14 protein-coding genes, 1 tRNA gene and 1 pseudogene are annotated in these 23,814 nt (G+C 55.6%); 5 read left to right on the top strand and 11 right to left on the bottom strand.

What is annotated here, in order from left to right; translation table 11 throughout:
- Positions 1 to 169: 169 nt before the first annotated feature.
- From Mal52_RS23460 to Mal52_RS23450, 3 genes are all read right to left on the bottom strand, one after another.
- Positions 170 to 1,882 (bottom strand): GspE/PulE family protein, encoded by a 1,713-nt coding sequence (locus Mal52_RS23460; RefSeq protein WP_145378948.1) that lies wholly within the window; start codon positions 1,880 to 1,882, stop codon positions 170 to 172.
- A 96-nt stretch (positions 1,883 to 1,978) separates the two neighbouring features.
- On the bottom strand, positions 1,979 to 3,094 hold the full coding sequence (locus tag Mal52_RS23455; RefSeq protein ID WP_145378947.1) for a type IV pilus twitching motility protein PilT: 1,116 nt from the start codon (positions 3,092 to 3,094) through the stop codon (positions 1,979 to 1,981).
- Positions 3,095 to 3,763: 669 nt separating this feature from the next.
- Positions 3,764 to 5,443: a GspE/PulE family protein gene (locus Mal52_RS23450; RefSeq protein ID WP_145378946.1), complete on the bottom strand. Its 1,680-nt coding sequence runs from the start codon at positions 5,441 to 5,443 to the stop codon at positions 3,764 to 3,766.
- Positions 5,444 to 6,106: 663 nt separating this feature from the next.
- Here Mal52_RS23450 and Mal52_RS23445 point away from each other — a divergent pair.
- Positions 6,107 to 6,179: transfer RNA gene (locus Mal52_RS23445), tRNA-Ala, on the top strand.
- 318 nt (positions 6,180 to 6,497) lie between these two features.
- Here Mal52_RS23445 and Mal52_RS30615 read toward each other — a convergent pair.
- The 4 genes and pseudogenes from Mal52_RS30615 to Mal52_RS23430 all read right to left on the bottom strand — a co-directional run.
- Positions 6,498 to 6,670: pseudogene (locus Mal52_RS30615) on the bottom strand (transposase); the annotation flags it as partial.
- Between the two features lie 43 nt (positions 6,671 to 6,713).
- Positions 6,714 to 7,604: a sialate O-acetylesterase gene (locus Mal52_RS23440; protein WP_145378945.1), complete on the bottom strand. Its 891-nt coding sequence runs from the start codon at positions 7,602 to 7,604 to the stop codon at positions 6,714 to 6,716.
- 81 nt (positions 7,605 to 7,685) lie between these two features.
- Positions 7,686 to 8,060 carry an FKBP-type peptidyl-prolyl cis-trans isomerase gene (locus Mal52_RS23435; protein ID WP_145378944.1) on the bottom strand — a complete coding sequence of 125 codons (375 nt, stop codon included), beginning with the start codon at positions 8,058 to 8,060 and terminating at the stop codon, positions 7,686 to 7,688.
- Between the two features lie 272 nt (positions 8,061 to 8,332).
- On the bottom strand, positions 8,333 to 9,208 hold the full coding sequence (locus Mal52_RS23430) for an ion transporter (RefSeq protein ID WP_145378943.1): 876 nt from the start codon (positions 9,206 to 9,208) through the stop codon (positions 8,333 to 8,335).
- A 647-nt stretch (positions 9,209 to 9,855) separates the two neighbouring features.
- Here Mal52_RS23430 and Mal52_RS23425 point away from each other — a divergent pair.
- The 3 genes from Mal52_RS23425 to Mal52_RS23415 all read left to right on the top strand — a co-directional run bounded on the left by Mal52_RS23425 (position 9,856) and on the right by Mal52_RS23415 (position 14,050).
- Positions 9,856 to 11,799 carry an acyl-CoA dehydrogenase family protein gene (locus Mal52_RS23425; RefSeq protein ID WP_145378942.1) on the top strand — a complete coding sequence of 648 codons (1,944 nt, stop codon included), beginning with the start codon at positions 9,856 to 9,858 and terminating at the stop codon, positions 11,797 to 11,799.
- A gap of 211 nt (positions 11,800 to 12,010) precedes the next feature.
- A complete protein-coding gene (locus tag Mal52_RS23420; RefSeq protein WP_145378941.1) occupies positions 12,011 to 12,907 on the top strand; it encodes a patatin-like phospholipase family protein in 897 nt (298 codons plus the stop codon).
- Positions 12,908 to 13,147: 240 nt separating this feature from the next.
- Positions 13,148 to 14,050 (top strand): alpha/beta hydrolase, encoded by a 903-nt coding sequence (locus tag Mal52_RS23415; protein WP_231962426.1) that lies wholly within the window; start codon positions 13,148 to 13,150, stop codon positions 14,048 to 14,050.
- A 27-nt stretch (positions 14,051 to 14,077) separates the two neighbouring features.
- Here the strand turns inward: Mal52_RS23415 and Mal52_RS23410 are convergent, their stop codons facing one another.
- On the bottom strand, positions 14,078 to 18,487 hold the full coding sequence (locus Mal52_RS23410) for a protein kinase domain-containing protein (RefSeq protein ID WP_197534417.1): 4,410 nt from the start codon (positions 18,485 to 18,487) through the stop codon (positions 14,078 to 14,080).
- A gap of 319 nt (positions 18,488 to 18,806) precedes the next feature.
- Here Mal52_RS23410 and Mal52_RS23405 point away from each other — a divergent pair, with 319 nt between their 5' ends.
- Positions 18,807 to 19,457, top strand: coding sequence for a metal-dependent hydrolase (locus Mal52_RS23405; protein ID WP_145378939.1), 651 nt, complete (start codon positions 18,807 to 18,809; stop codon positions 19,455 to 19,457).
- Positions 19,458 to 19,489: 32 nt separating this feature from the next.
- Here the strand turns inward: Mal52_RS23405 and Mal52_RS23400 are convergent, their stop codons facing one another.
- The 3 genes from Mal52_RS23400 to Mal52_RS23390 all read right to left on the bottom strand — a co-directional run bounded on the left by Mal52_RS23400 (position 19,490) and on the right by Mal52_RS23390 (position 23,415).
- Positions 19,490 to 19,759, bottom strand: a complete 270-nt coding sequence (locus tag Mal52_RS23400) for a hypothetical protein (RefSeq protein WP_145378938.1) — start codon at positions 19,757 to 19,759, stop codon at positions 19,490 to 19,492.
- Positions 19,760 to 20,083: 324 nt separating this feature from the next.
- Positions 20,084 to 20,767 carry a class I SAM-dependent methyltransferase gene (locus Mal52_RS23395; RefSeq protein WP_145378937.1) on the bottom strand — a complete coding sequence of 228 codons (684 nt, stop codon included), beginning with the start codon at positions 20,765 to 20,767 and terminating at the stop codon, positions 20,084 to 20,086.
- A gap of 110 nt (positions 20,768 to 20,877) precedes the next feature.
- Complete coding sequence (locus Mal52_RS23390; protein WP_145378936.1) at positions 20,878 to 23,415, bottom strand: ATP-dependent Clp protease ATP-binding subunit; 2,538 nt, start codon at positions 23,413 to 23,415, stop codon at positions 20,878 to 20,880.
- Positions 23,416 to 23,814: the final 399 nt, after the last annotated feature.

The raw sequence follows: 23,814 nt of genomic DNA, 5'->3' as shown, positions 1-23,814 counted from the left end.
CGGCTTAATCACGAAATCGTCATTCGGTCCACCGCGCCGTACGCCGGACTACTCGCCAAAAACGCCCCACGTCGGGTGCCACTGCTGGCTTGACCAGCACTGTTTTGCCGGTCTCGCCCTTCACAATGGCGGGCAAGCCGCCCAGGGCACCCTGATTCAGCGGGCCGTATTAATCCAAATTCTCCATCACGGTTTCACGCACAACTTCATCAATCGTGGTGAGCCCGTCAAAAATCAATTTCAAACCGGCTTCGCGCAAGGTTGTCATGCCTTGGCTGCGGGCCAGAATTCGCAAATCATCGATCGAGGCATCTGCCACGATCAAATCCCGCATATCGTCGTTGATATCCATCAATTCATACAGACCCACGCGGCCCTTGTAGCCGGTGTTGTTACAACGAGCGCAGCCTTTGCCGTAATAAAAGTTGTACTTCCGCGCTGTCTCGATCGGGATCTGCAATTCCATCAGCAACTCGTCACTCGGCTCGAATTGCGTGCGACATTCGGTGCAAATCCGCCGCACGAGCCGCTGAGCGAGAACCGCTTCGACGGTCGCCGTGATCAAGAACGGAGGAACCCCCATGTCGCGCAGACGTGTGATCGCGGTGGGAGCATCGTTGGTGTGTAATGTGCTAAAGACCAAGTGACCGGTCAGCGCGCTTTGTACAGCGATTTCGCCTGTTTCGTAGTCACGAATTTCGCCAACCAGAATCAAGTCGGGATCATGTCGTAAAATCGCTCGCAGCACGGTGGCGAACGTTACATCGATGTCCGGATTAATTGGAATCTGAACCAGACCATCGATGTCGTATTCAATCGGATCTTCGGTCGTGATGATCTTGGTGCCGATGTCGTTGAGTTCGTTGAGCGCCGAATACAGCGTTGTTGTTTTTCCGCTTCCTGTCGGCCCTGTCACGAGCACAATCCCGTTGGGACGCCGGATCACCTCACGGAATTTGGTGAGAATTCCCGCATCCATACCGATCTTGTTGAGGTCCAACTGCACCACGGTACGGTCCAAGACCCGCATGACGACCGACTCACCGAACATCGTCGGCAAGACACTCACCCGCAGGTCGACCGAGTTGCCCCCTACGTTCAATTCAATCCGGCCATCCTGCGGCATCCGCCGTTCAGTGATGTCGAGTTCCGCCATCACCTTAATCCGCGAAACAATTGCGCTGGCCAAATGCCGCGGCGGCGGAACCATTTCGTACAACACGCCGTCGGCCCGCACACGCACTTTGAATTCATCTTCGAAAGGCTCGAAATGGATGTCGCTGGCCTGGTCTTTAATGGCCAGCAGCAAAACCATGTTGATCAGCTTGCGGATCGGTGCCGCGTCCTGCAATTCTTCGACCGATGCCAAGTCAAAGACCTGATCGGACATCTTGGCATCGCTGAGCTCTCCCCCCTCCAACTCACCGATGACATCTTCGATGCTGTCTTGTTTGTCGGCATAATATCGGTTGATCGCTTCTTCGACATGCTCGACAGAGGAGACAGCTCCCCGCACGTCGTATCCCAGAAAGTTTCGCAAGTCGTCCAGCGCGCCCACATTTTGTGGATCCGCCATCGCCACTGTCAGGGTGTTGTCTACCAGCGCGACCGGCAGGATTTTGTAGATACTGGCCATCGTCTCAGGGACCAATTCCAGCACCTTAGCGGGAATGTTGGTTTCCGGCAGGTTGATGACCTGCATGCCCCACTGCTCGGCCAAGGCTTCGCTGATTTGATCTTCGGTGACCAAGCCCATACGGACCGCGACACGGCCGATGATTTCACCCGGGCTTTGTTTTTGCTCCTCAAGGACATCCCACAATTGGTCCTCGGTGAGATACCCCAGGTCAACCAGAATCTGTCCCAGTCGTCGGGCAGCCATTGTCAATCTTTCGTTAGAGTCATGCGTGTGGACAATTCCACACGGTCCAAGGCACAACCGGGAACACGAGAAGTGTCCAAATCCGGTGAGAATACGCTACTCAAAATCGAATTCGTCCTCTTCCTCATCTTCAGAGAGCAATCCCTTTTTGGCCATCGCAATCTTGGCCTTGATCTCGCCCGGTTGATTCGAGCGATTCACCACATCGTGCTCTTCGACCATGCCCTTTTTCCACAGGTCGAACAGGTTGTCGTCGAGCAATTGCATGCCGTATTTTTTACCGGTCTGAATACTCGATGGCACACGATAGGTTTTGTTTTCACGAATCAAGTTGGCGATCGCCGGTGTCACGACCAGCATCTCGTAGGCGGCCACCAATCCCTTGGGCTTGCGCGGCAACAAGGCCTGACTCAAAATCCCAATAATGGCCACCGACAACTGTGTACGAATCTGTTCTTGTTGGCTTGTGGGGAACACGTCGATGATCCGGTTGATCGTCCCCTCCGCCCCGGTCGTGTGCAACGTACCAAATACCACGTGTCCGGTTTCAGCAGCGGTGATCGCCGCTTGAATCGTATCTAAGTCCCGCATTTCGCCGACGAGCATCACATCGGGATCCATCCGCAACGCACGCCGCAAGGCTTCAGGAAAGTCCGGCACATCAACACCAATTTCCCGTTGATTGATCGTGCTTTTCTTGTGCTCGTGGTAATACTCGATCGGGTCTTCCATCGTAATGATGTGATGGTCGACCGTATCGTTCAGATAGTTGATCATGCTCGCCAAGCTGGTTGTCTTACCGCTTCCCGTCGGGCCGGTCACTAAGAACAACCCCCGCGGACGCATGATCAGATCCCGCACAATCGGCGGCAGTCCCAATTGTTCAAAGGTTAAAAACTCGTTCGGAATTCGCCGCAACACCATGCCGATGTTGCCGCGCTGCTTGAAGACCGCCACACGGAAACGAGCCAGTTTGCCAAAGGCAAAACCGAAGTCCGTCCCCCCGACCTCTTGCAGTTCCTGCTGATTCCGCTCCGGCGTCACACTCTTCATCAGTGACATGCAATCGTCCGCCTCTAACACTTTCGTGTCCAGACGCACCATCCGTCCACCCATCCGTAACACCGGAGGCTGGCCGACCGTGATGTGCAAATCACTCGCCTTTTGGTTGACGACCGTTTGCAGCAATTTATCAATTTGAATCGTCGCCATATGGCGATTGCTCCTCAACTCGCTAAAACGCTTGAACGCGAAAATCAATCCAGTCGATGCAACCACCAACCGGCGCGGGCAAGGCCCCACAACTTCAGAGGGCCAACTTATTCTGCCCGTCCCCGCAATTCATTCTATCAATCCTCTCATACCGTTTGCGTCAAAATTGCTACTTAGAAAATCGTGACCTCGAAATTCATTACGGTATGTCAATCAATGTCCTGGGCCGATCCAGGGTTTCGATTTGTATCAGTTTTGTCTCTTAGCAAATTGGCCGTTGTGGCCGCCTCTGCTTTCGGACAGGTTTTGAACTTTAAGCAGAAATTTCACCTCACTCAAGAAATCCGGCGAATTGCCGGCTTTTCTATCCTAAAACGCCAAATCACTAAATCAGTCGATTTGCGAGGGACGAACTCGATTTTGAGTGAAACCCTGCAAATCGAAGCTCTCTGGCTCGTTCGACATGCGATGCAGCATTTTTCACCACTTCTCCCCAGCTTCGCCTGAGTTGGCGAGCCACGTCTGGCTTGCTGGGGCCCATTTTCTGTCTCCGAAGTTCCCTTTGAATCCCAGGCTGTTTGTGATTCAGCCAGGAACGCGATTCCGTGTTGTTTTCCCTGCTGCAGCGACCTGCCGGTCCCAGGTGTTGCCGCTCGGTGTCGCTGGGGATCAATGGCCCCCCGAATGGAGTCGGAAAACCTCATTCAGCGTCGTAAGTCCTTCAACAGCCTTCTTTGTCGCGTCTTGCACTAACGTCTCCATGCCGAACAGGCGTGCCTGGCGGCGGATGTTTTGTGTCGGCTCGCGGCGGAAGGTCATGTCTCGCAAAACTGAATTCATGAACATCAATTCAAACACACCCAAGCGGCCTCGATAGCCCGTGTGTTGACAGTGTGAACATCCTTTCCCCTTCATCCAGTTGGCGTTCGCCGCCTCTTCGGGGGTAATTCCTAAGTGTTGCAATTCGCCCGGGTCGGGCTCATAGGGGACTTTGCATTTCACGCAATTGACCCTCACCAACCGCTGAGCCATAACCGCCATTAAGCTCGAAGCGACCAGGAATGGCTGCACTCCCATGTCGATTAGGCGTGTCACAGATCCCGGCGCATCGTTCGTATGTAACGTACTGAATACCAAGTGTCCAGTCAGTGAAGCCTGGATTGCCATGTCGGCAGTCTCTGTATCGCGGATTTCTCCAACAAGGATCACATTCGGGGCTTGCCGCAACATGGCGCGAATAATGCGGCCGAAATCGAGGCCGATTTTGCTCTTCACCTCGACCTGATTGATCCCCGGCAGGTAATATTCGACCGGGTCCTCGGCGGTGATGATCTTGCGGTCTGGTCGGTTTAGTTCACCTAATGCACTGTACAAGGTGGTGGTTTTCCCACTTCCCGTGGGACCGGTGACCAGGAAAATTCCGTTGGGGCGACGGATGATATTTTGAAAACGACGGTAGTTGTCTTCGCCGAATCCCAGATTCCGGATACCGACTTTGATGTTGTCTCGGTCTAGAATCCGCATCACGATGGCTTGGCCATGGTTGGAGGGCAAAATGCTGACCCGCAGGTCGAAATCTCGCCCGGCAACACGCGTCTTGATCCGCCCGTCCTGACAACGCCGTTTCTCGGAGATGTCCATCGTCGCCATAATTTTAATACGGGAAATCAACGGACCGAGCAGGCGGCGGGGCGGGCTATCCCGTTCCACCAGTACTCCGTCGATCCGGTAGCGAATACGGATGCGGTCATCGAACGGCTCGATATGGATGTCGCTGGCTCGCATGCTGACCGCTTCGTGGATGATCAGGTTGGCCAGTTTGATGATCGGGGCTTCTGAGTCCTCGTCGGAGTCGATGCCGTCGCCGTAGTCCGTTTCGGTGAAATCGATCGCCGTTTCGGTGAATTCCGCGAGCATGGAGTCGACCGACTCTGTTTCGCTTTGGCCGTAGTGACGGTTGATGGCGGCCTGGATCGCTTCTTTCGAGGCGAGAACCACGTCGACATCTCGGTCGAGGATGAAGCGCAGTTTGTCCAGCACCTCATAGGCCATCGGGTCGTGGATGGCGACAATCAGCGCTTCTGACTCCAGTGCCAGGGGAATTACGGTGTTTTCCCGGGCGACCGATTCAGGGACCAATTCGATCACCTGCATGGGAATTTGCCGGCCCTCGATGTCCACCCACTCATAACCATGTTCTGATGCTTGGGCCTGACCGATGTCTTCAGCGGTCACATACCCCAACGAGACCAATGCCTCGTCGGCGCTAATTCCCATACTGGCCGCCATGCCCTGCGCCTCGGCAAGCTGGTCCGCTGAGATTTTGCCCGAATCGACTAACTGTTGCATTGATTCTCCCGCCACGGCCAAAAACCGGTCCCCCTTTGCCGGCCGGCAGATGCGAACCATGCATCGACAGGCACGGTCTCAAAGAGACCAACAAACTCTTAAACGAAAACCAGCAACGGGATGTCACCCACTCAAAAGACCTGCCGGTGGCGGGCCTTTGGGGGGAAGAGGCAACTCGTCACGGTGATTTCACGATAGTATTGAGGAGAGGAAACGGAGCTGAGAACCAGCCGCTCTACCTTATCCTCGGATTTCATTAGGCTTGCGTCTGCGTTGGTCTTCGCCGTGGCAGTCACAACCTGCGAAATAAATTTGTCTACACCTACTGATTCTGATTGTACCAGAAATAGGTGTCAAGCACTCCTTTGGCGATAATTGACATTCTGCAAATCTTGTTATAAACGCGATTTGTGGATTTTGGGCGAAGGTTGCCGCCACGACAGGCTTGCCAGCCCCTGATCGGTCTCTATAATGAGTGCCGCTTTCGCCCTCCGTCCAGCGAGACAACGCCTCGGCAATGTCAACGCTTGCGAGGACGACAAACGACATCCATCAGCTTGTTGTTCGCTTATGGCCGTGACAGTATCGTTGCGACCTTGGCTGGACGAAAGCGGATGGAGAGATGCGGTTGAAAGACGCGGTTGAAAGACGAAGAGAGAACAGGGGGCGGTAGCTCAGCTGGGAGAGCGCTGCGTTCGCAATGCAGAGGTCGGGGGTTCGAGTCCCCTCCGCTCCACTTTTTACAATTTGTTGCCAAGCTTGGATTTAGCCACCTTTCGGACATTCCGGCAGCGCGGCAGTGAAGCCTGGATGGCGGTACAGCATACCGCTTTTTGACCAGCTCTACTTTTCTGAGCCAAGCCCGGACCCTCCCGGCTGGGAATTCCGGGACTGTGAATGCTTCTCGGCGCCACAGTCGTTTGATCCGCCTGTGATTCGCATTCCAGCCTTTCCGTCTGAGTAGCTCACTCACCCGGCGAAAATCACAACGACCGGACTGCTCTGCCAGTGCGATCATCTCACGCACCCATTCGAAGGCCCGTCGACGTTGTGCCGGGCTTAGAAGTTTCCCCAAGCCGCCTCGGGCAAGATCGCCATGTCGAGTTCCGCATTGGCGAGCAATCGCTTGAGTCGCGCGTTCTCTTACTCAAGCTCCTTCAGACGCTTCGCCTGATCGGTACGTATGCCCCCGTATTCCTTACGCCAGCGGTAGTACGTTTGATTGGCGATGCCGATCTTATTGTAGCCCGTTGAAAGATCCCCGGAGCGACTATTGCTGCGGTGACGCGTAGGTGCGCAAGAAGACTTCGGCAAAACGTGTGCCAAGCTTCTTCATGCCCTTATCGTTGTAGTGACCATTTTCCATTTTCTCGTAGAAGTCCGGCGAATCAGGGTTCTGGCTTTGGGGGATGAGTGTGACGTTCGGAACCTTGGCTGCAGTTTGCCTCATCCCGTCGACGACTTGCGGGGAGCCCACTTGGAATAGGATGAAAGGTAGAGTTTTGTCCTTGGTGTCCAACCGGACGTGTTCAATGAGCATCCGCAGTGTGGCCCCATACGCAGCCTCAGCTTCGGGCGCTTTGTCGTCCGATTCACCCTGCACCCAGAGCATGGCGCAAAGCTCATAGTCTTCAGGCGAATAACCATCGAGTACCCGCCGCACGTAATCGACGTATTCGCGGTAGAGTTTGGGGTGCTTCGCCTCGCCCATGAGGACAGCCTTGTCCTCGCTCCATTCCGGATTCCAGCAGCCGTGAAGTGACGAGGAACCCCTTGTGCGTTTGATGAACAGGAATTTCTCGTTTGGCATGGCTTCGGCCAGAGAGATCCCGAAAAACAGTTCGGGGCCGAATATTCGGTCGCGGCGGTAACTCTTACGAATCTCTTTCGACGGGGAGACCACGTCGAGTGGACCAATGGGCTCGTGGTTGAAAGCCAATTGAATGCGCTTTTGCACATTCTTTAAACGTGCTTGGTCCTCTCGTGTGATTTTGCGTCCATTGGCCCGGCCCTCCATGTTGGACTGCCCAGCGAAGAGAACGACTTTTATCTTCTTACCAGAGTCAGGTCGCTGCAGTTCATCGGAATAGCCAACGCTCGCAAGCGTCACCGCAAGAATTGGCAAAGCTAGAACACAACCTGAACGCAGAAGAGATTGCAAAAGGGAACCTCACTTTCGATCATTCGAATTCCCCCGTGGCGGGTCCCTGAAATCAATCAGATGGACGCGTTGGCCCCGCGATCAGTTCACGCTGATCAACTCGACGATGAAATGCAGTGTAGCGTTCGGTGGAACCGCGGCACCGGCACCTCGTTGTCCGTAGCCCAACTCAGCGGGAATCGTCAGTTCAATCATCCCGCCGGTACCAACAAGCTGCATCCCTTCAGTCCAGCCTGGAATCACCCCCCTCAGCGGGAACGAAATCGGTTCGCCACGTTCGTAGGAGCTGTCGAACTCCGTCTGATCATCGAGCCACCCCCGGTAGTTGACAGTAACCGAATCGTTGGCAGTAGCTTTTTTGCCGTCAGATTTTCGCAGAATGCGATACTTGAGTCCCGAATCGGTCTCTGTGAATTCTTCCGGAGCATCATTATCAACGGGGCCTATTTGACTCATCTATCGTTCCTTGTCGTTAGCTTTCAGCTCGATGACCAGACTCTCTGATTCAGAAAATCCATACTCTCCTTTGAACCGTGAGACGCCCCTGATCCCATAGTTTGGCCGCCTTGTCAAGTCCCTCGACCACACAGCGGCCATCGAGGACTTAAAAATTAGTTGTTTGTTCGGACTCACAAACAACATACGCGTGGAAAATGCGCTCGCGAGAACAAAGCGTCGCCAATCGAATCGCCAAGGGAGTCCGGTTGTCGCTTTGAATCCTGCAACCTCTACAATTTCCCCCCACAATACTTGCAGTGGGTGGCGTCGCTGTCATGCCCTTCCGCCATGCATTCGGGGCAGACTTGTGTGGTCAGGCCTTTACGCCCCGCGTGAGCCAGCTCGGCCGATACGATACCCGTCGGCACAATGATCATGCAGTAACCTAGGATCATCATGCAAGCCGCCAAAGCCTTTCCGAGTGCCGTTGTCGGTGAGACATCGCCGTAACCAACGGTCGTCATTGTGACAATAGCCCAGTACATGCTCTCCGGGATCGAGTCGAATCCGTGGATCGGTTGGCCTTCGGAATTTTCGCGTCCACCTTCGATCAAATGCATGGCCGACCCAACAATGACGACGGCAATCAGCACGGATGACAAAAAGACAGCGATCTTGGCACGAGCCGACCAAATCGCCTGTCGCAGTGCTGTCGCTTCTGACAGCATGTGGGCCAGCTTAAAAATTCGAAAGGCACGTAACAGACGGATTGCCCTGATGACTGCCAGACGCTGTGCACTTCGTCCCCCCTCGAAAAAGGGCAGGGCGATGATATACGTCGGCAAGATCGCTAAAAGGTCGACAATGCCGTAGAAGCTGAAAATATAGCGCATTGGACGGCGGGCACAAACGATCCGCATCGCATACTCACAAGTGAATAGAAGCGTAAAAAACCACTCCGCCCTGACCAGCAGCTTGGGGTATTCTTCGCGAATTGCTTCGACACTCTCGCACATCACAACTAACACACTGAGGAGAATGGCTATTAGCAGCAGTACATCGAAAAGCTTGCCGGCGGGTGTGTCAGCTTCGAAGATGATCTCGTACCACCGTTCGCGCCAAGAGCGTGTGTCGTCCTTATGGCTGACGGTCGTGAGTTTGGACATGCCAGGTTCCTCGCGTTGATTCGCTCGCCTCAAGGTGGCGAATATCAGACAGAATCGTACTGAGTCGCGGGGTTTTCTGCCACGATGGACGCTGCAAGTCCTCCAATTCAGAGACGCGAGCAGGATCGACTCAGTGGTGCATCCCGATCCCTCGTGGACCTTGTCGCATTGCATCCAATGTGTCGAATTGGTCGCGAGGCACGTTTGACAGCACTTGCTGAGCAGTGTCGTAATAAGGCGGTGTTGTGGAAAGTGTTACGCTCGACGACTTGTTGACACACGCGATCCTTCACAAGCTCCCGATTTGCGTCCGGTCTGTCGGACGAATGTGCTTCAAGGAAGGCTTGCGGTCTGCCTCACCCAGGGCTGGTCTAGGAAACAGCCCTAGCAAAAACTGTAAAACCATTATTGCTGTAATAAGATGATCGTGTATAATACACAGTCTTATCATCGACCCCGACCGAACGGTCGGTCGGTTTTCTAGGTGACTGGATCGGCCGGGATTCCCTGCGGCTTCTTTCAACGTTCTTGGGTACAACTTGGCGCGGACGTAATTCGCCCTGTGCGATGTTTGATCGCCGGGAATCTGACACCATCATTATCGGCCCAGCAGACTTGGGCATGGAACCAGGAGACTGGAGTAGAACATGAGCACCGAAACCCCCAAAGCGGAGACTAAACCGGTTTCGCCATCCGATGAAACAGAACGCGAGGAAGTTTCCTTCGCCGAAACCGCCTTCAAGCTGGCCGGCAAGAGCGACGATGAAGCGCGTCGCACCGGGGCTGTGGATAGCGCCGACGATCAAGTCGAAAAGATGTTTGAGCCAAAGTATCAAACGGCCAACAGTCCAGCGCACCGGGCGGTTTGGGATCGTAAGGTCCCGGTCGATTTGTTCGACTTCACGACCAGCTCTCCCGAAGCGGGCGTGGCGAAGGTCATGGACGATTCCCTGGCCATCGTGCGTAAGCATCGCGAAGCGGGCAACATTCTCAACGAGAAGAAAAAGATCCGCCCCGAAATATTGCAGGAGTTGGGCGGCGTTGGCTATTGGGGCTTGCTGGTCGACAAAGAATATGGCGGATCGGGTGCGAAGTTCGCGAACTTCGCGCAGTTCCTGACACAAATGGCGATGCTGGATCCCACGATTAGCGGATTGGCGTCGGTGCATGGTTGTATCGGCGCGGTCGATCCGGTGCGGACCTTCGGCAACGCCGAACAAAAAGAACGCTTTCTCCCGCGACTCGCCTCGGGCGAACGCCTTTCCGCATTCGCCCTGACCGAACCAGGTGCCGGTTCGGACCTGACGGCGCTGAGTACCGTTGCGGAATTGCAAGGCGATGAATATGTCGTTAACGGCGAAAAATTGTTCATCACCAACGTGCAGCCGGGACGGACGATCGGGTTGGTTTGCCTGATCGAAGACAAACCTGCTGTGTTGATTGTCGACTTGCCGGATGAGGAAAACGAGAACTTCCAACTCGTCCCCTACGGCATTTATGCGATGAAGCACACGTATAACATGGGGATCAAGTTCAACAACCTGCGCGTGCCGGCCGAGAACTTGCTCAAGCCGGGCCGTGGCGATGGTTTGACGATTGCCTATCATGGTCTGAACCTGGGCCGCGTCGCTTTGTGTGCGGCAGCTTCGGGCAACATGCGGAATATGATGGCCAGCATGATTCCTTGGGCCAAGTACCGCAAGACTTATGGTGCGACCATTTCCACGCGGGAATTGGTGCAGCGCCGTCTGGGGCATTTGGCCGGCTACATCGGTGCCGCCGACGGACTGTCGGAATGGTGCGCGAATTTGATCGACCAAGGATATCGCGGCGAAATGGAATGTATTATCGCCAAGATCTTCGGCAGCGAAGCCCAGAAGGATGCGGCGATTGAGTTGTTCATGAAGACGCACGGCGGACGTTCGTTCCTGGAAGGGCATATTCTGGGCGACAACATCCACGAGTTTTTGGCGCCGTGTATCTACGAAGGCGAAGGGGAAATGCTCGGCATGGCCTACTTCAAATCGTTGGTTAAGCAACACGGCAAGCAGTTCTTCGAGCCGATCGGTTTTGCTCTGCAAAAAGCGGGTATCAAGCAGCCGAACATGATGAACCCGTCGCACTTGATGGCGCTCTCGGGGCCGATGATGGAGTACGGCAAATGGCTGACTGCTCGCAAATTGCAGCGGAGCCAAACGCCCGATTGGCCACGGATGCCGAAGAATCTCAAAGCCCATGCGGAGTTCGCCGCCGATTGGCTGCAACGTTCCAGTTTGGAAATCACCGGCACGATGCGGAAGTTCCAATTGAAATTGGCGGACCGTCAATGCCGCATGTCCGAATTGTCGCAGCGGGTTCAAGATGCCACTACGATGTTGTGCACAGCCTTGTACGCCGCCCGGCAAACCGACACTTTGGTGCAGGATGCGGCCGATTGCTTCTGTCAGCATCTGACAGCCAAGCTGTTGGGTCAGCGCCCCAGCGACCGTTATTTCCGCAGCGTGACTGCTGTGGGCGAGGCGATCGTCGATGGCGGATTCAAGTCGATCTCTGGCTTGGAGCCTGATGAAATCATGATGCCTTACAAATAATACGAACCTGGGCCGCGTGGTAGAAACTCAACTTCTGCCACGCGGCCTTTCTTATTCTTTGGCGGCCTCGGGCGACATACGCCGGAGGAGTATTAGATTCGTCGGTTGCTCGCAGGTCTTTCGGTGGACGCGCACGCCCGGCATCGGTCATTATAAACAACATCGTGAACCTACTGGATTGATTCGGGTGTGAGGTGTTGGGACAGGGAACATGGATTCGTGCAGCACAGCTTTGGCACTAGGCGGCGGTGGTGCCCGCGGTTTGGCGCATCTCGGCGTGATCGAGTCGTTGTTGGAGGCGGAGATCTCGCTGAATCGCATTGTGGGCGTGAGCATCGGCAGTTTGGCCGGCGCCATGTATGCGTTTAACCCGGACATTCACTATGCTCAAAAGTCGGGGCTGGAGTATTTGCTGTCTGAGGAATTTCAGCGGCATCAAAAAATCATGTTCGGCACGCAGGGCTCCGACGGTGCGGCGGAGACGACCGGCGGTGTTTTTGCCTGGTATAGCCGGGCCAAGGATTACCTCCGCGCGAATCGTATTTTTCACCGCGTGATTAGCCACCCTTCCCTTCTGCCGGGACTGGTGTTGCGGGATGTGGTTGACAATCTACTCCCCGATGCCGACATCGCCGATGCGGTGATTCCCTTGAGTATTGTTGCTGTCGATTTGCGGAGCGGTCACAAGGTAATTCTGGAGCGGGGGTCGGTGCGCGAAGCAGTGCGAGCTTCGTCATCGTTGCCGGGGATTTTTCCACCGGTGGAATTCGAGGGGATGTTGCTCAGCGACGTAGGAGTGTTTTATTCCTTGCCCACAACGGTGGCCCGCTCTTACGGCATGCATCAGGTGATTGCGGTCGACGTCAGTTCCGATATGCAGCGGATTCAGGAATGCGGGACGGCACTCGACGTGTTGATGCGGATGGACGAAATCGGCGAGAGTCTGTTTCGCAAACAGGTGCGCGACGCAGCGGATCTGGTGATCCGTCCAGACGTCTCGGGCATTCAGTGGTTTGATTTTTCCACGCCGCAGGAATTGATCGACACAGGGCGCACAGCGGGGAAAAACGCGCTGCGCGGTTGGAGTTCATCGCCGGTCGAGGCATGACTGGATGCACATAAAAACGCTTTGCAGTTCGCTGAAAAACCAAAACATACGAGAGTCGAGTGCCAATACTGGCTTGTCCAGCAGTGGCTTTATGGTCACACAGTTTACACTGGTGGATAAGCCGCAAGTGGCACCCTTTTTGTGAAGCGGGCTCATTGGCATCGATACTTAATTCTGCTTAATAACTAACCGTGACGGTCTTTGGAAACGAGTGACCTCGATAGACAGGGGATGGGATTGATGATTCAAAATCGCATGTTGGCAATGGCGTTGATGTTCGTGTTGGCTGTGGCCGCTACTTCGGCGAGCGCAGCAGAAAAAGGACCGTACGTCCAGCACGAAGATGTGGTGTATGGCCAAGAGTACGGTGTGGCGCTGGTGATGGATATTTTTGTGCCGACCGGTGAGAAAAACGGTGTGGGAATTGTCGATGTTGTGAGCGGCGCTTGGCATTCCGACCGGGGTAAGATCAGACAGCACAAAATGGCGCAGATGTACGACATCTTCACCAAGAAGGGATTCACGGTCTTCGCCGTGCGGCCCGGATCGATTACCAAATTTTCTGCCGGGGAAATGCTGCAAAACATCAAGCAGGGCGTCCGCTGGGTGAAGGCGCACGCGGAAGAGTATGGCGTCGATCCGAATAATTTGGGAATGACCGGCGCTTCGGCCGGCGGGCACTTGGCCTGTTTGGCCTCAGTGACCGCCCACAAAGGGGAGAAGTCCGACGGCACAGATGTTAAAGCGACGGCGATCTTCTTTCCGCCGACCGATTTTACAATGTACGGCACCACAGCCGTCGATCCCAAGGGGGACGACCGGTTTGGTCAAATTGTGCGCGCCTTGGCATTTCGTGACGGCATCGACGGCCTGAGCGATGAGGAAATCACCAAGAAAATCGAGGCGATATCACCGGCGAAGCTGGTCCACAAACAGGCGCCGGCGTTTTTGTTCATTCATGGCGACGCCGACCCGGCGGTCCCGTTGCAACAATCCGAGGTGATGGTCGAAGCCCTGAAAAACGCCGGGGTCGAAGTCAAATTGATCGTCAAACCGGGCGGCGGACATCCCTGGCCAACGATCCCCGAAGAGGTCGCCGTGCTGGCCGATTGGCTGGAATCGCAGTTGGTCAAGAAGCAATGAGTTGGCGAGCGATTGAGCTACGGCCCCTCACGAGCCGGCGAGTTCCGGTTCGATGGCGGGGGTCGACTTCTTGGCAGCGGCGGTTTTGCTTTTGACGTTGGTGTTCGTCACCGGGCGGCTGATGTCGTGGTTGGCGAGCAGGAACATACGTTTTTTTGCCGTGACGGCGCGGTCGGCCAGGAGTTTGTGAAAGTCGAAGTAAACCGGGCCGCGTTGCGCAAACGGCTTGAGTGCTTGCGCGACTTCTGCGGCCGTTTGGTAGCGCTGGTTACAGTCCTTGGCCATCATCAAGCTGACAATGTCGGAGACTTCCTGCGGAACGTCGGAGACTAACTCACTGACTTGCCGCGGAGCATCTTCTCGATGTGCCTTGAGCTTGTCGTTGACGGCGTTGTGCGGGAAGGGAACTTCGCCGGTGAGTGCGAAATATAGCGTGCAGCCCAGGCTGTAGATGTCGGCGGTGGCGTCGACGGAGAAGCTGTCGCGGGCTTGTTCGGGCGGAATGTAGTCCGGCGTGCCCATGCAGTCGTGCCCGTGGTCGACTTTCAAGCTTAGCTCATCAGCGTCGCCGCGAATCAGCGCCAGCCCGAAATCGATGATCTTCAATTCGCCGTCGTGCAGTAGTAATAAGTTGGCCGGCTTGATGTCGCGATGGATGATACCCGCTTCGTGAATGTGCTGCAGCCCTCGTGCTGCTTGGGCGATGATGTCGCAAGCCTGCGCGCAGGGAACCGGCCCGTTGAGTTCGATCAGTTCCTGCAGCGTCGCCCCGTAGGCGACCTCCATCACGAGGTACTGGGCGTCGTCGGCGCTGCCCGACTCGATCGCGCGAATGATGTTGGGGTGATCGAACTCCAGCGCCGCGCGGGATTCCAAATCAAACCGTGCCCGCATACCGGCATTGGCGAGATGCTGGGCGGAGAGCACTTTGAGGACGACCGTGCTGCCGTCGCGGGTATCCTCAGCTTCATACAGCCAACCCGTGCTGCCGGTGCCGAGCAGTTCGAGAATCCGGAAATGTCCGATGAAAAATCCGCGGTAACGGCGACCGTCCAGCAACCAATCGATATGCGTGCGTCCCATGCCGCCGCCCGCGAGTGAGGTGGCGGAGACGGCGACGACCGAGGAAGCATTGCCCGATTCGGCAGGCCGTTGATCATTGTGGCCATTGCCGTTGGCGGGCGGGTTGGAAATCTCCAACTGAAATTCGTCCATCTCGGCCGAGACGTTGTGAAACTCGTCGATCAGATTCGAGGTCGCTTCTAATTGTTGCTGGGCGAAATCTGCTTTTTGTGTCTCGAGTTCTGCGACGTCATTTTGGAACGCAGCTACGTCGGCTTCGAAAGCGGCGCGGGCTTCGGCCAATTCGCCTTCGTTGTTTTCGAGGGTGGATTTCTGCAATTCGATTTCGCTGGCCATCACTTCCAGTTGGTGTTGTTTGTCCGCTTGGCTGTCGCGCTGTTGGGCGAGTTGCGCCTCTTCCTCACGTAGTTGCTGTTGAGCTTTTTCGACAGCCGCCGCTTCGTCAGTCAGCCGGGCCGCCTGTTGGGCATGTTCGGCCTGTTGCTGACTCAGTGTCTCTAACTCTACATCGAGCGCAGCACGGACTTGCTGTAGTGTTTCCCGTTCACGCGTTATAACCTCTTCGGCCCGCACGGCCGCTTCGCGCTGCTGCTGGAGTTCATTCTGGTCCGCTTTCAAGACCGCCAGCGCCTGGAGGAATTCCATTTGCGCTGTTTCCAACTGCGCCCGCTCTTCGTGGAGCGTTTGCTGCGCGGTGTCGTGTTCGGCCGTTTGCGCAGCGAAGGTTTGCACGGTGGTTTCGTGGGCGGCAGCGGATTGTTCCAATAAGTCTGTCTTCTGCTTGAGCGTCGCCTGTTGTTCTTCCAGTTCGATTTTGAGTTCGCTCAATTCCCGCCGCTCGATTTCGAACTGCCGGGTTTGTTGCTCCAGCTCCGCTTGCTGGTCGGCTAACTTTTGTTGGTCCGCGGTCAAACGCTCCTGTTCCTGCTCAAGTCGCTGGGCGGTTTCGCGGTTTTGTTCCTCGATTTCGAGGGTAGCCGTTTTTGCTGTCGACTGAGCGGTCTCAAACGCCAACCTCGCAGCGCTGGTCTCGGCGGCTTCGCGGGCGTGGGCATCCTGTTCTTCCCGCAGACGTTGCTCGCTGGCGAGGATTTCTTGCCGCTGTTGTTCCAATTCTTCCCGTTGATGGTCCTGTTCAGTGGCTTGCTGCGCGAGGGAGGTTTGTTGTTCCTTGAGCGCTTGTTGCTGCTCACGCAAGGATTCCGATTCTTGCTGTAGTTCGCCGTGACGTGCGTCGTGTGCTTGTTCTTGCTCGGCGAGTTTGCGGGTTTCGTCGTCCAGTTGGCGGCGAAGTTCGTCGAGCGATTCTTGTTGCTGCGCCAACTCATGTTTTGCCGTTTCCAGGTTTTCTTGATCCTGTTGCAGCGCGGCGACTGCTGAATCATGCGCGGCTTGTGCTTCTTCGGCTGCTTGTTCGCGGCGAGCAACCTGGGCTTCACGCGACTCTATGAGCGTTTGTTGTTCCTGCAGTTTGAGTTTTTCTTCATCCTGCGTTTTTTGAGCGGCAGCTTGTGCGGCTTCGAATGCGACACTGGCTGCGCTGAAGGTTTCTTGCTCTGATAAGAATTTGGCACGTTTCGCTTCGAGTTCGTCAAAACGCATCCGCAGCATTTCGCCGTTGGCTTGGTCCCGGTCTTTTTGCTCTTCGACGCGCATCCATTCTGTCTCGAACTTGGCGACCTCCTCTTGATGCCGCTGTTTTTCCGCAGCCAAGTCTTGTTGTTTGGCGGTAAACTTAACGCGTTCCGCTTCCAACGACTCTTGTTGCTGCGCCAGGCGATCGAGCTGCGACTGTGATTTTGTATCGCGCTGGTCTAGCTCCTCACGCAATTGATCCAAGACGCGACGCTGATCCTCGGCCGCCTTCTGCTGCGCAGTCAATTGGCCCTGTTCCGTTTCCAAGGCTTTTTGCTGTTGCGTAATACGGTCGAGTGTAGACAGCGACTCGGCGTCGCGCTGATTTAATGTTTGACGCAACTCATCCAACGCGCTCTGTCGGCTTTCCAACTCGGTTTGTCGAGAATCCAACGTCGACTGCCGTGCGGCCGTTGCGGATTCACGGTCAGCTAGGAGTTGTTCGCGTTCGCCCAATTCCGCGCGGGCAGCGGTGAGTTCCGCGTCCTGTTGTTCGAGTTGCTTGCGGTTGGACTCGAGCGCGACCAGCGCGGCTTCTGAGTGTTGGACGTGATCCTGGTGCTCCTGGATTTTGGTGTCCCATTCCCGCTGCCGTTCGGCGAACTGTGATTGTTCAGCCTGTAGATCTTTCTGCTGCTGCTGAAATTGCGCTGCTGCCTCATCAGCGGCTTGCTGTTTCGTTTCCAGCTGCTCGCGATCGCGCTCGAGTTCCTGTTGCCCACGCTCGAGTTCTTGTTGTGCGTTTTGAAATTCCGCCTGCCTGGTTTCGAACTCCGTGAGCTGTTGTTGGAATTTTTGCTGTTGAAGTTCGAGTTTCTCCGTCGCTTCGGTCAAACTTGCTTGAGCCGCAGACTGCTGGGCTTGTGTTTGGGCCAGTTCCTTTTGTGCCTCGGCCAATTCAGCCTGCGCAGCCGCCAGTTCGGACTGGAGGGCCGCCAATTCCTCACGGGCTGAAGCTGTGGTTGTCTCGACGGGGAGAGGCTGTGATGGTAGTCCGCTCAGTAGAGGACGTGGGGCAAGGTTGGTCTTCACCAAAAATGCGAAGGAGCCGATCTCCAGCTTATCGCCATCTGTCAGAGCGGCGATTTCGACGGAGACGCCATTGACCTTGGTTCCTGTTTCGCTCCGCAAGTCTCGCACACGTAGGCTGCCGTACTCCATCGTCAGCACACAATGCGCATGGCTGATAGCGCTGGCGACCAGTTGCATATTGCAGCCGGGGGCCGATCCGATCAACGTTGATGGCCGGAGGATATTCTTTTTCAGCGGCGCGCCATCGGGCCCAACGAATGTGAGTTCAGCAAAGGGCGGCTCTTCACCCTCAGTGGCTGTGGGCACATCGGGGATGGGGGGAGCGCCTTGGAGATCTGTCGCCACTAAAAACGAAAAGCGGCCCACCTCGATCGTGTCCCCTTCGGCCAGGGTGGCGACTTGGATGGACTGGCCGTTCACGCGTGTGCCCGCGGCGCTGCGGAGGTCGCGGACGCGGAGCACGCCCGATTCGACGGTCACGATACAGTGCGCTTCGGCGATTTCCGGATCGAGCAGTTGCACGTTGCAGCGGGGGCCGGAACCGATCAACGTCGTATAGCGGAGGACGCTCTTCTCGATGGTTTGCCCGTCCGGTCCGCGAAACATCAGCTGGGCGCATGCTCCCTCAGGAACCCGCGGTGCCGGTTCAACTGGGCTGGATGTTTCCAAGGGATCGACGCTACTCATGAAATGCCTGCTTGCCGCAAATGTGTGGAACGATCGCATGATCGGATCGCACTGCACACATTCATCTTCGTCCACTGACGATTCGTCCGACGGGTGATCCGCCGGTACTTGTAGAAATCCGCGTAGAGAACTTCGTAGAGCGCCTCATCCAGTTTATCATAGCAGCCACAGCGAAGGACAACGACTTTTGTTTTTTTCGCCGAACTGCTGCATTGTTTCTTGGCGGTTGTGGATGCAGGATGCCCCAATTGGCAATCGGGCGGCGGTCCGGTCATACTGGTTGTAGTAATCTTCCGAACAGTTTGAAGCACTGGCGTCTATGACAACAATTGAACATGCGTTGCTGGGCATCAACGGAGCATTGGCTACGGGTTTACACCGCCGCTATGGCTGGCAGGTGGTCGCCCTGGCGGGGTTGGTGGCAATCAGCCCGGATTGGGACGGCCTGACGTTGGTGCTAGGTCCAGTGCTGTTTGATCAGGCTCACAGAGTCTGGGGGCATAGTTTCTTGACGTGCGGCCTGCTGGGGATCCTGATCGGCGTCCTCGATTATCGATTCGATGTCGTCACGCGACTGGCCAATGTCAGTGCACGGGGACTGCGGCGCTGTGGGCTGGTACTCCCTGCCGAGCAAGGACTGGGATCGCTGCCGCTACGCCGGGAGCGAACAGTTGCCGGATATGCCGTGTGGACGCTTGTGGCACTGGCGGCTGCGCTGAGCCATCTTGCCGCCGATTTGGTGGTGTCCGGGACGGCAACGTTGGGCGACTGGAAATTGCAGTTGCTGTGGCCGTTTTCCACAGAGGGGTGGATTTATCCGCACGTCCACTGGGGCGATCCAGGCATGACGATTATTTTTGTCATGGGGATGCTGGCGATGTACCGGTGGCGCAATCGGTTGCAAGTGATCGCGGCGGCCACGCTGCTGGGCGTGGCCGCGTATATCGTTGTCTGCGGCGCGCTAGGATAAACGGCGCGCTGGGCTATACCGCGGCCCGTTGCTCAGCGGTCGGCGTCGATGACCCGCAACTGCACCTCCGGTTCGGGGGCGGGGAACATGCGGTCGAGTTGCATGTCGATCAGCTCCAACCGCATGGCGATTTGATCGCTGCGCTTGGACCATTGCTTCAACCAGGACAGAAATTCCCCTTCGTCCCGCGATTGGCTTTGTCGGACATGATTCATGTTGTGCTGCAAACGGTGTAACGACTGTCCCAAACAAGAATTGACAACTTTACGATGTCCAGTATCCACATCGGCGTGATGGGTCATTCAATACTCCAACATGATGATTTCGCGTCAATCAAATCAGCATCGCCTCCGTGGCTACGACCGGACACTCTCCGGCTCCCTCAATCGCTCTCTCTGCCGCTGCCTTGCTCCCGACTGCGAGGACCGAATCCTAACAGCCCCTTCGATTGCGTGGGGACATTGCTGCATCCCAACACCACCATCGACATTGCGTTTTGAGAGGCTTGAGTAGTTTGGAGATAAAATCTCGGTGTTGACTATGAAGGACTCTTCACAATCCACACAGCCTGCACAAGAATTGCGCACGGCGCAACGAGTGCGGGCGCCTTCGATTGCTTACAACCGTTACACTCCGCATCGCCCGGCGATGGTCCAGTGGCGATCGGTCGTTTGCGCACACCACTGTGCTGGTAGACCCGCAGTCGTTAGCAGCGATTTGACCTCTGCGACCGTCAGCGCCGCATACAACGATTGTCGAAAGAGTTGTCGTTGCTCGTTGTTGGTGTCTGCCGCATAGGTGCTGACTAACTGCTCCAGTTCCGCTTCGTCATCGGGACGCAGCAGATCGCGGACGAAGAGCACTCCGCCCGCGCGCACCACGCGGGCCATTTCAGCGATCACCTGCAAGGGGTCGGGAATGTGGTGCACGATGCTGTTGGATATCACAGCGTCGAATGTTCCCGCCGCGTAGGGAAGTTGCTTCGCGTCGACGCGTTCGAGCGTGATGTTCTGCGCGAAACCGGCGGCGGCGACGTTTTGGTTGCCGACTTTGAGCATTTCTTCAGCGAGGTCGACCCCGGTGACGTGCAGCGGGAGTTGCCGCCCACATAATTCCACTGGAATCTGTGCGGTCCCGGTGCCAACATCCAATACGCGCATCTCAGTGACGGACGGCTTTTCAAACTGCGAGAATGCCAATAGGTCATCAACGAAGACGCGATTGACGTTCGAATGGTCCATCGTGTCGTAGTCGATCGCTTCCTGGGCGGAGTCCATGACTTCCGGTTCGAGAATGCGTTGCAGCGGCATCGCCGGGTCCTTCTGGCAAAAAGTGGAGTTGGGAACTAAGGGGAATTAAAAAAACGCCCCGGTTGTAAGAACCGGAGCGTTTCTTGTTTTTTCGCGATTGGACTCGCGTTTTACGATTCTTCGGATTCGCCGCTATTTTCGTCCTCGGAACCAACCGCAGCCATTTCGGGCTCAGCTGATTCTTCGAACGTGGCATCGAAGTCGAGTTGCTTGGTATCGCCGACTTCTTTGACGCGAACGGTGATTGTGTTTTTGCCTTCGAAGGCGTCGCGGAGCAACTCTTCGGAAAGCGGATCTTCGATAAAGGTTTCGATGCAGCGACGCAGTGGGCGGGCACCGTAATCGATGTCCGATGCACCCTTGTCGATGATCAGTTCTTTGCTTTCGTCGGTCAGGACCAGATTCAGGCCTCGTTCTCCAAGACGTTCGTAGACCTTCTCCAACTCGATGTCGATGATCAGCTTCAAGTTCTCGCGGTCGAGATGCTTGAACACGATGACGTCATCCACACGGCCTAAGAACTCCGGCTTGAATTCGTCTTCGATTTCGTGCATCAGACGGCGTTTCATGCCATCGTAGCTGTGATCGAGGTCTTTCTTGACGAAACCAAATTCGCTACCGGATTGAATCACCTTGGCACCGGCGTTGGTGGTCATGATCAAGATCACGTTTTTGAAATCGACTTTGCGGCCGAAACTATCGGTGAGGTGTCCCTCTTCCATAATTTGCAGCAGCATATTGAACACGTCGGGGTGCGCTTTTTCGATTTCGTCCAACAGCACCACGGCATAGGGACGGCGGCGGATTTTTTCCGTCAGTTGGCCCCCTTCTTCGTAACCGACATAACCAGGAGGGGCACCGATCAAACGGCTGACGTTGTGTTTCTCCATGTATTCGCTCATGTCGATTTGAATGAGCGATTCGGCATCGCCGAACATGAATTCCGCCAACGTTTTGGCCAGTAATGTTTTCCCGACACCGGTCGGACCGGCGAACAGGAAGACACCCGTGGGACGCCGCGGATCTTTCAACCCGCTACGACTACGACGGACCGCCTTGGCGACCTGTTTAATTGCTTCTTCCTGGCTGATGACCTTTTTGTGTAGTTCATCTTCCATTTGCAGCAACCGCACCGCATCTTCGCTCGACAAGCGTGTCAGCGGGATGCCGGTCATCTTGGCGACGACTTCGGCGATCACATCGTTGTCGACGACACCGTCGGTTTCGCGGGATTTCTCACGCCAATCGCGGGTCAACGATTCTTTCTTCTTCTTCAGCTTGTCAGCTTGATCACGCAAGCTGGCCGCTTTTTCGAAGTCTTGATTGGCGACCGCTTCTTCTTTGGCTTGATTCAGGCCTTCGATTTCTTCATCAAGTTCCTTCAAATCGGGCGGGCGGACCATCGATTTGAGGCGGATACGAGCACCCGCTTCGTCGATAACGTCGATCGCCTTGTCCGGCAGGCAACGGCCGGTGATGTAACGGTTGGACAATTCCACAGCCGCTTCCAACGAGTCATCGGTGATTTGCACGCGATGGTGCGATTCGTACCGATCCCGCAAGCCGCGGAGGATTTCCACAGTCTCGGTCGCACTGGGCGGTTCGACCATCACGGTCTGGAACCGGCGTTCCAGGGCGCCATCTTTTTCGATGTATTTGCGGTACTCGTCGAGCGTGGTGGCTCCGATGCACTGCAATTCGCCCCGGCTCAAAGCAGGTTTGAGCACGTTGGAGGCATCGATCGCCCCTTCCGCGCCACCGGCACCGACCAGAGTGTGCAGTTCGTCGATGAACAAGATCGTGTTCTTGGCACGACGCACTTCGTTCATAACCGCTTTGATGCGTTCTTCGAATTGACCACGATATTTGGTTCCAGCGACCATCATCGCCAAGTCCAACACGACAATCCGGCGGTCCCGCAGCAAGTCCGGAACGTTATTATCGATGACCATTTGGGCAAAGCCCTCGACGATGGCCGTCTTGCCCACGCCCGCTTCACCCAGCAAGACCGGGTTGTTCTTTTGACGTCGGCAGAGGATTTGGATGACCCGTTCGATTTCATCGGTACGACCGATCACCGGATCGAGTTTGCCCTGCTTGGCCAATTCGGTCAGATCGCGACCGAAGCTGTCCAGGGCGGGAGTTTTGCTTTTGCCCGCTTTGGGACTTCCGGCGGCGGGGCTGCGTTCGCCCGATTCGGCGCCTTCCAGTCCATGGCCGAGCAAGTTCAACACTTCCTCACGAACGTCTTCCAGTTTCAGGCCGAGGTTCATCAACACCTGGGCGGCCACACCTTCTTGTTCTCGCAGCAAGCCCAACAGAATGTGTTCGGTGCCGACGTAGTTGTGATTCAGGTTCCGGGCTTCTTCCATCGAGTATTCGATGACTTTTTTAGCCCGCGGCGTTTGCGGCAATTTGCCCATCGTCACCATATCGGGACCGGATTGGACGATCTTTTCGACCTCCAAACGGATCTTTCTCAGGTCGACGTCCAGGTTTTTCAGGACATTGGCGGCAACGCCGGAGCCTTCCTTGACCAGTCCCAACAGAATGTGTTCCGTGCCGATATATTCGTGATTGAACCGCTGCGCCTCCTGGTTGGCGAGTTGCATCACTTTTCGGGCTCGGTCGGTAAATCGCTCGTACATGCGAGGTTCTCCCTAAATCTTGCGAGGGTGCAAGACAATTTCTCAAACGCTGACTATCGGCGCTTGTTTTATTATTTCAAAACCTATGTTTCAGTCTTCTTTTTTAATCCGCCATCACACGTCACAGATGCCGATCGCAACGCTCGTAACAATGATTCTACGATCCGTGCCTTCCGCGGGATGACGGTCACTTAACAATACTTCACGTTTCGATGTGTGAACGGGGTTTCCTTTCCGCAACATCAAAGTTCCTGAGGCTGCGGGAATCGCAGACGTTACTACCGGGAAAGTTGATTGGGTTTCCACAGTCATCCGTTATATTCTGACTCGTGGAGACGGTGTTCTCGTCTCCATAGAACCGGAAAGATCAACAGAAGCGGCAGAGCCAACTTTCACGAT

The organism is Symmachiella dynata, from assembly GCF_007747995.1.
GTDB lineage: Bacteria > Planctomycetota > Planctomycetia > Planctomycetales > Planctomycetaceae > Symmachiella > Symmachiella dynata.
This window is presented reverse-complemented; position numbering and strand designations above follow the sequence as displayed.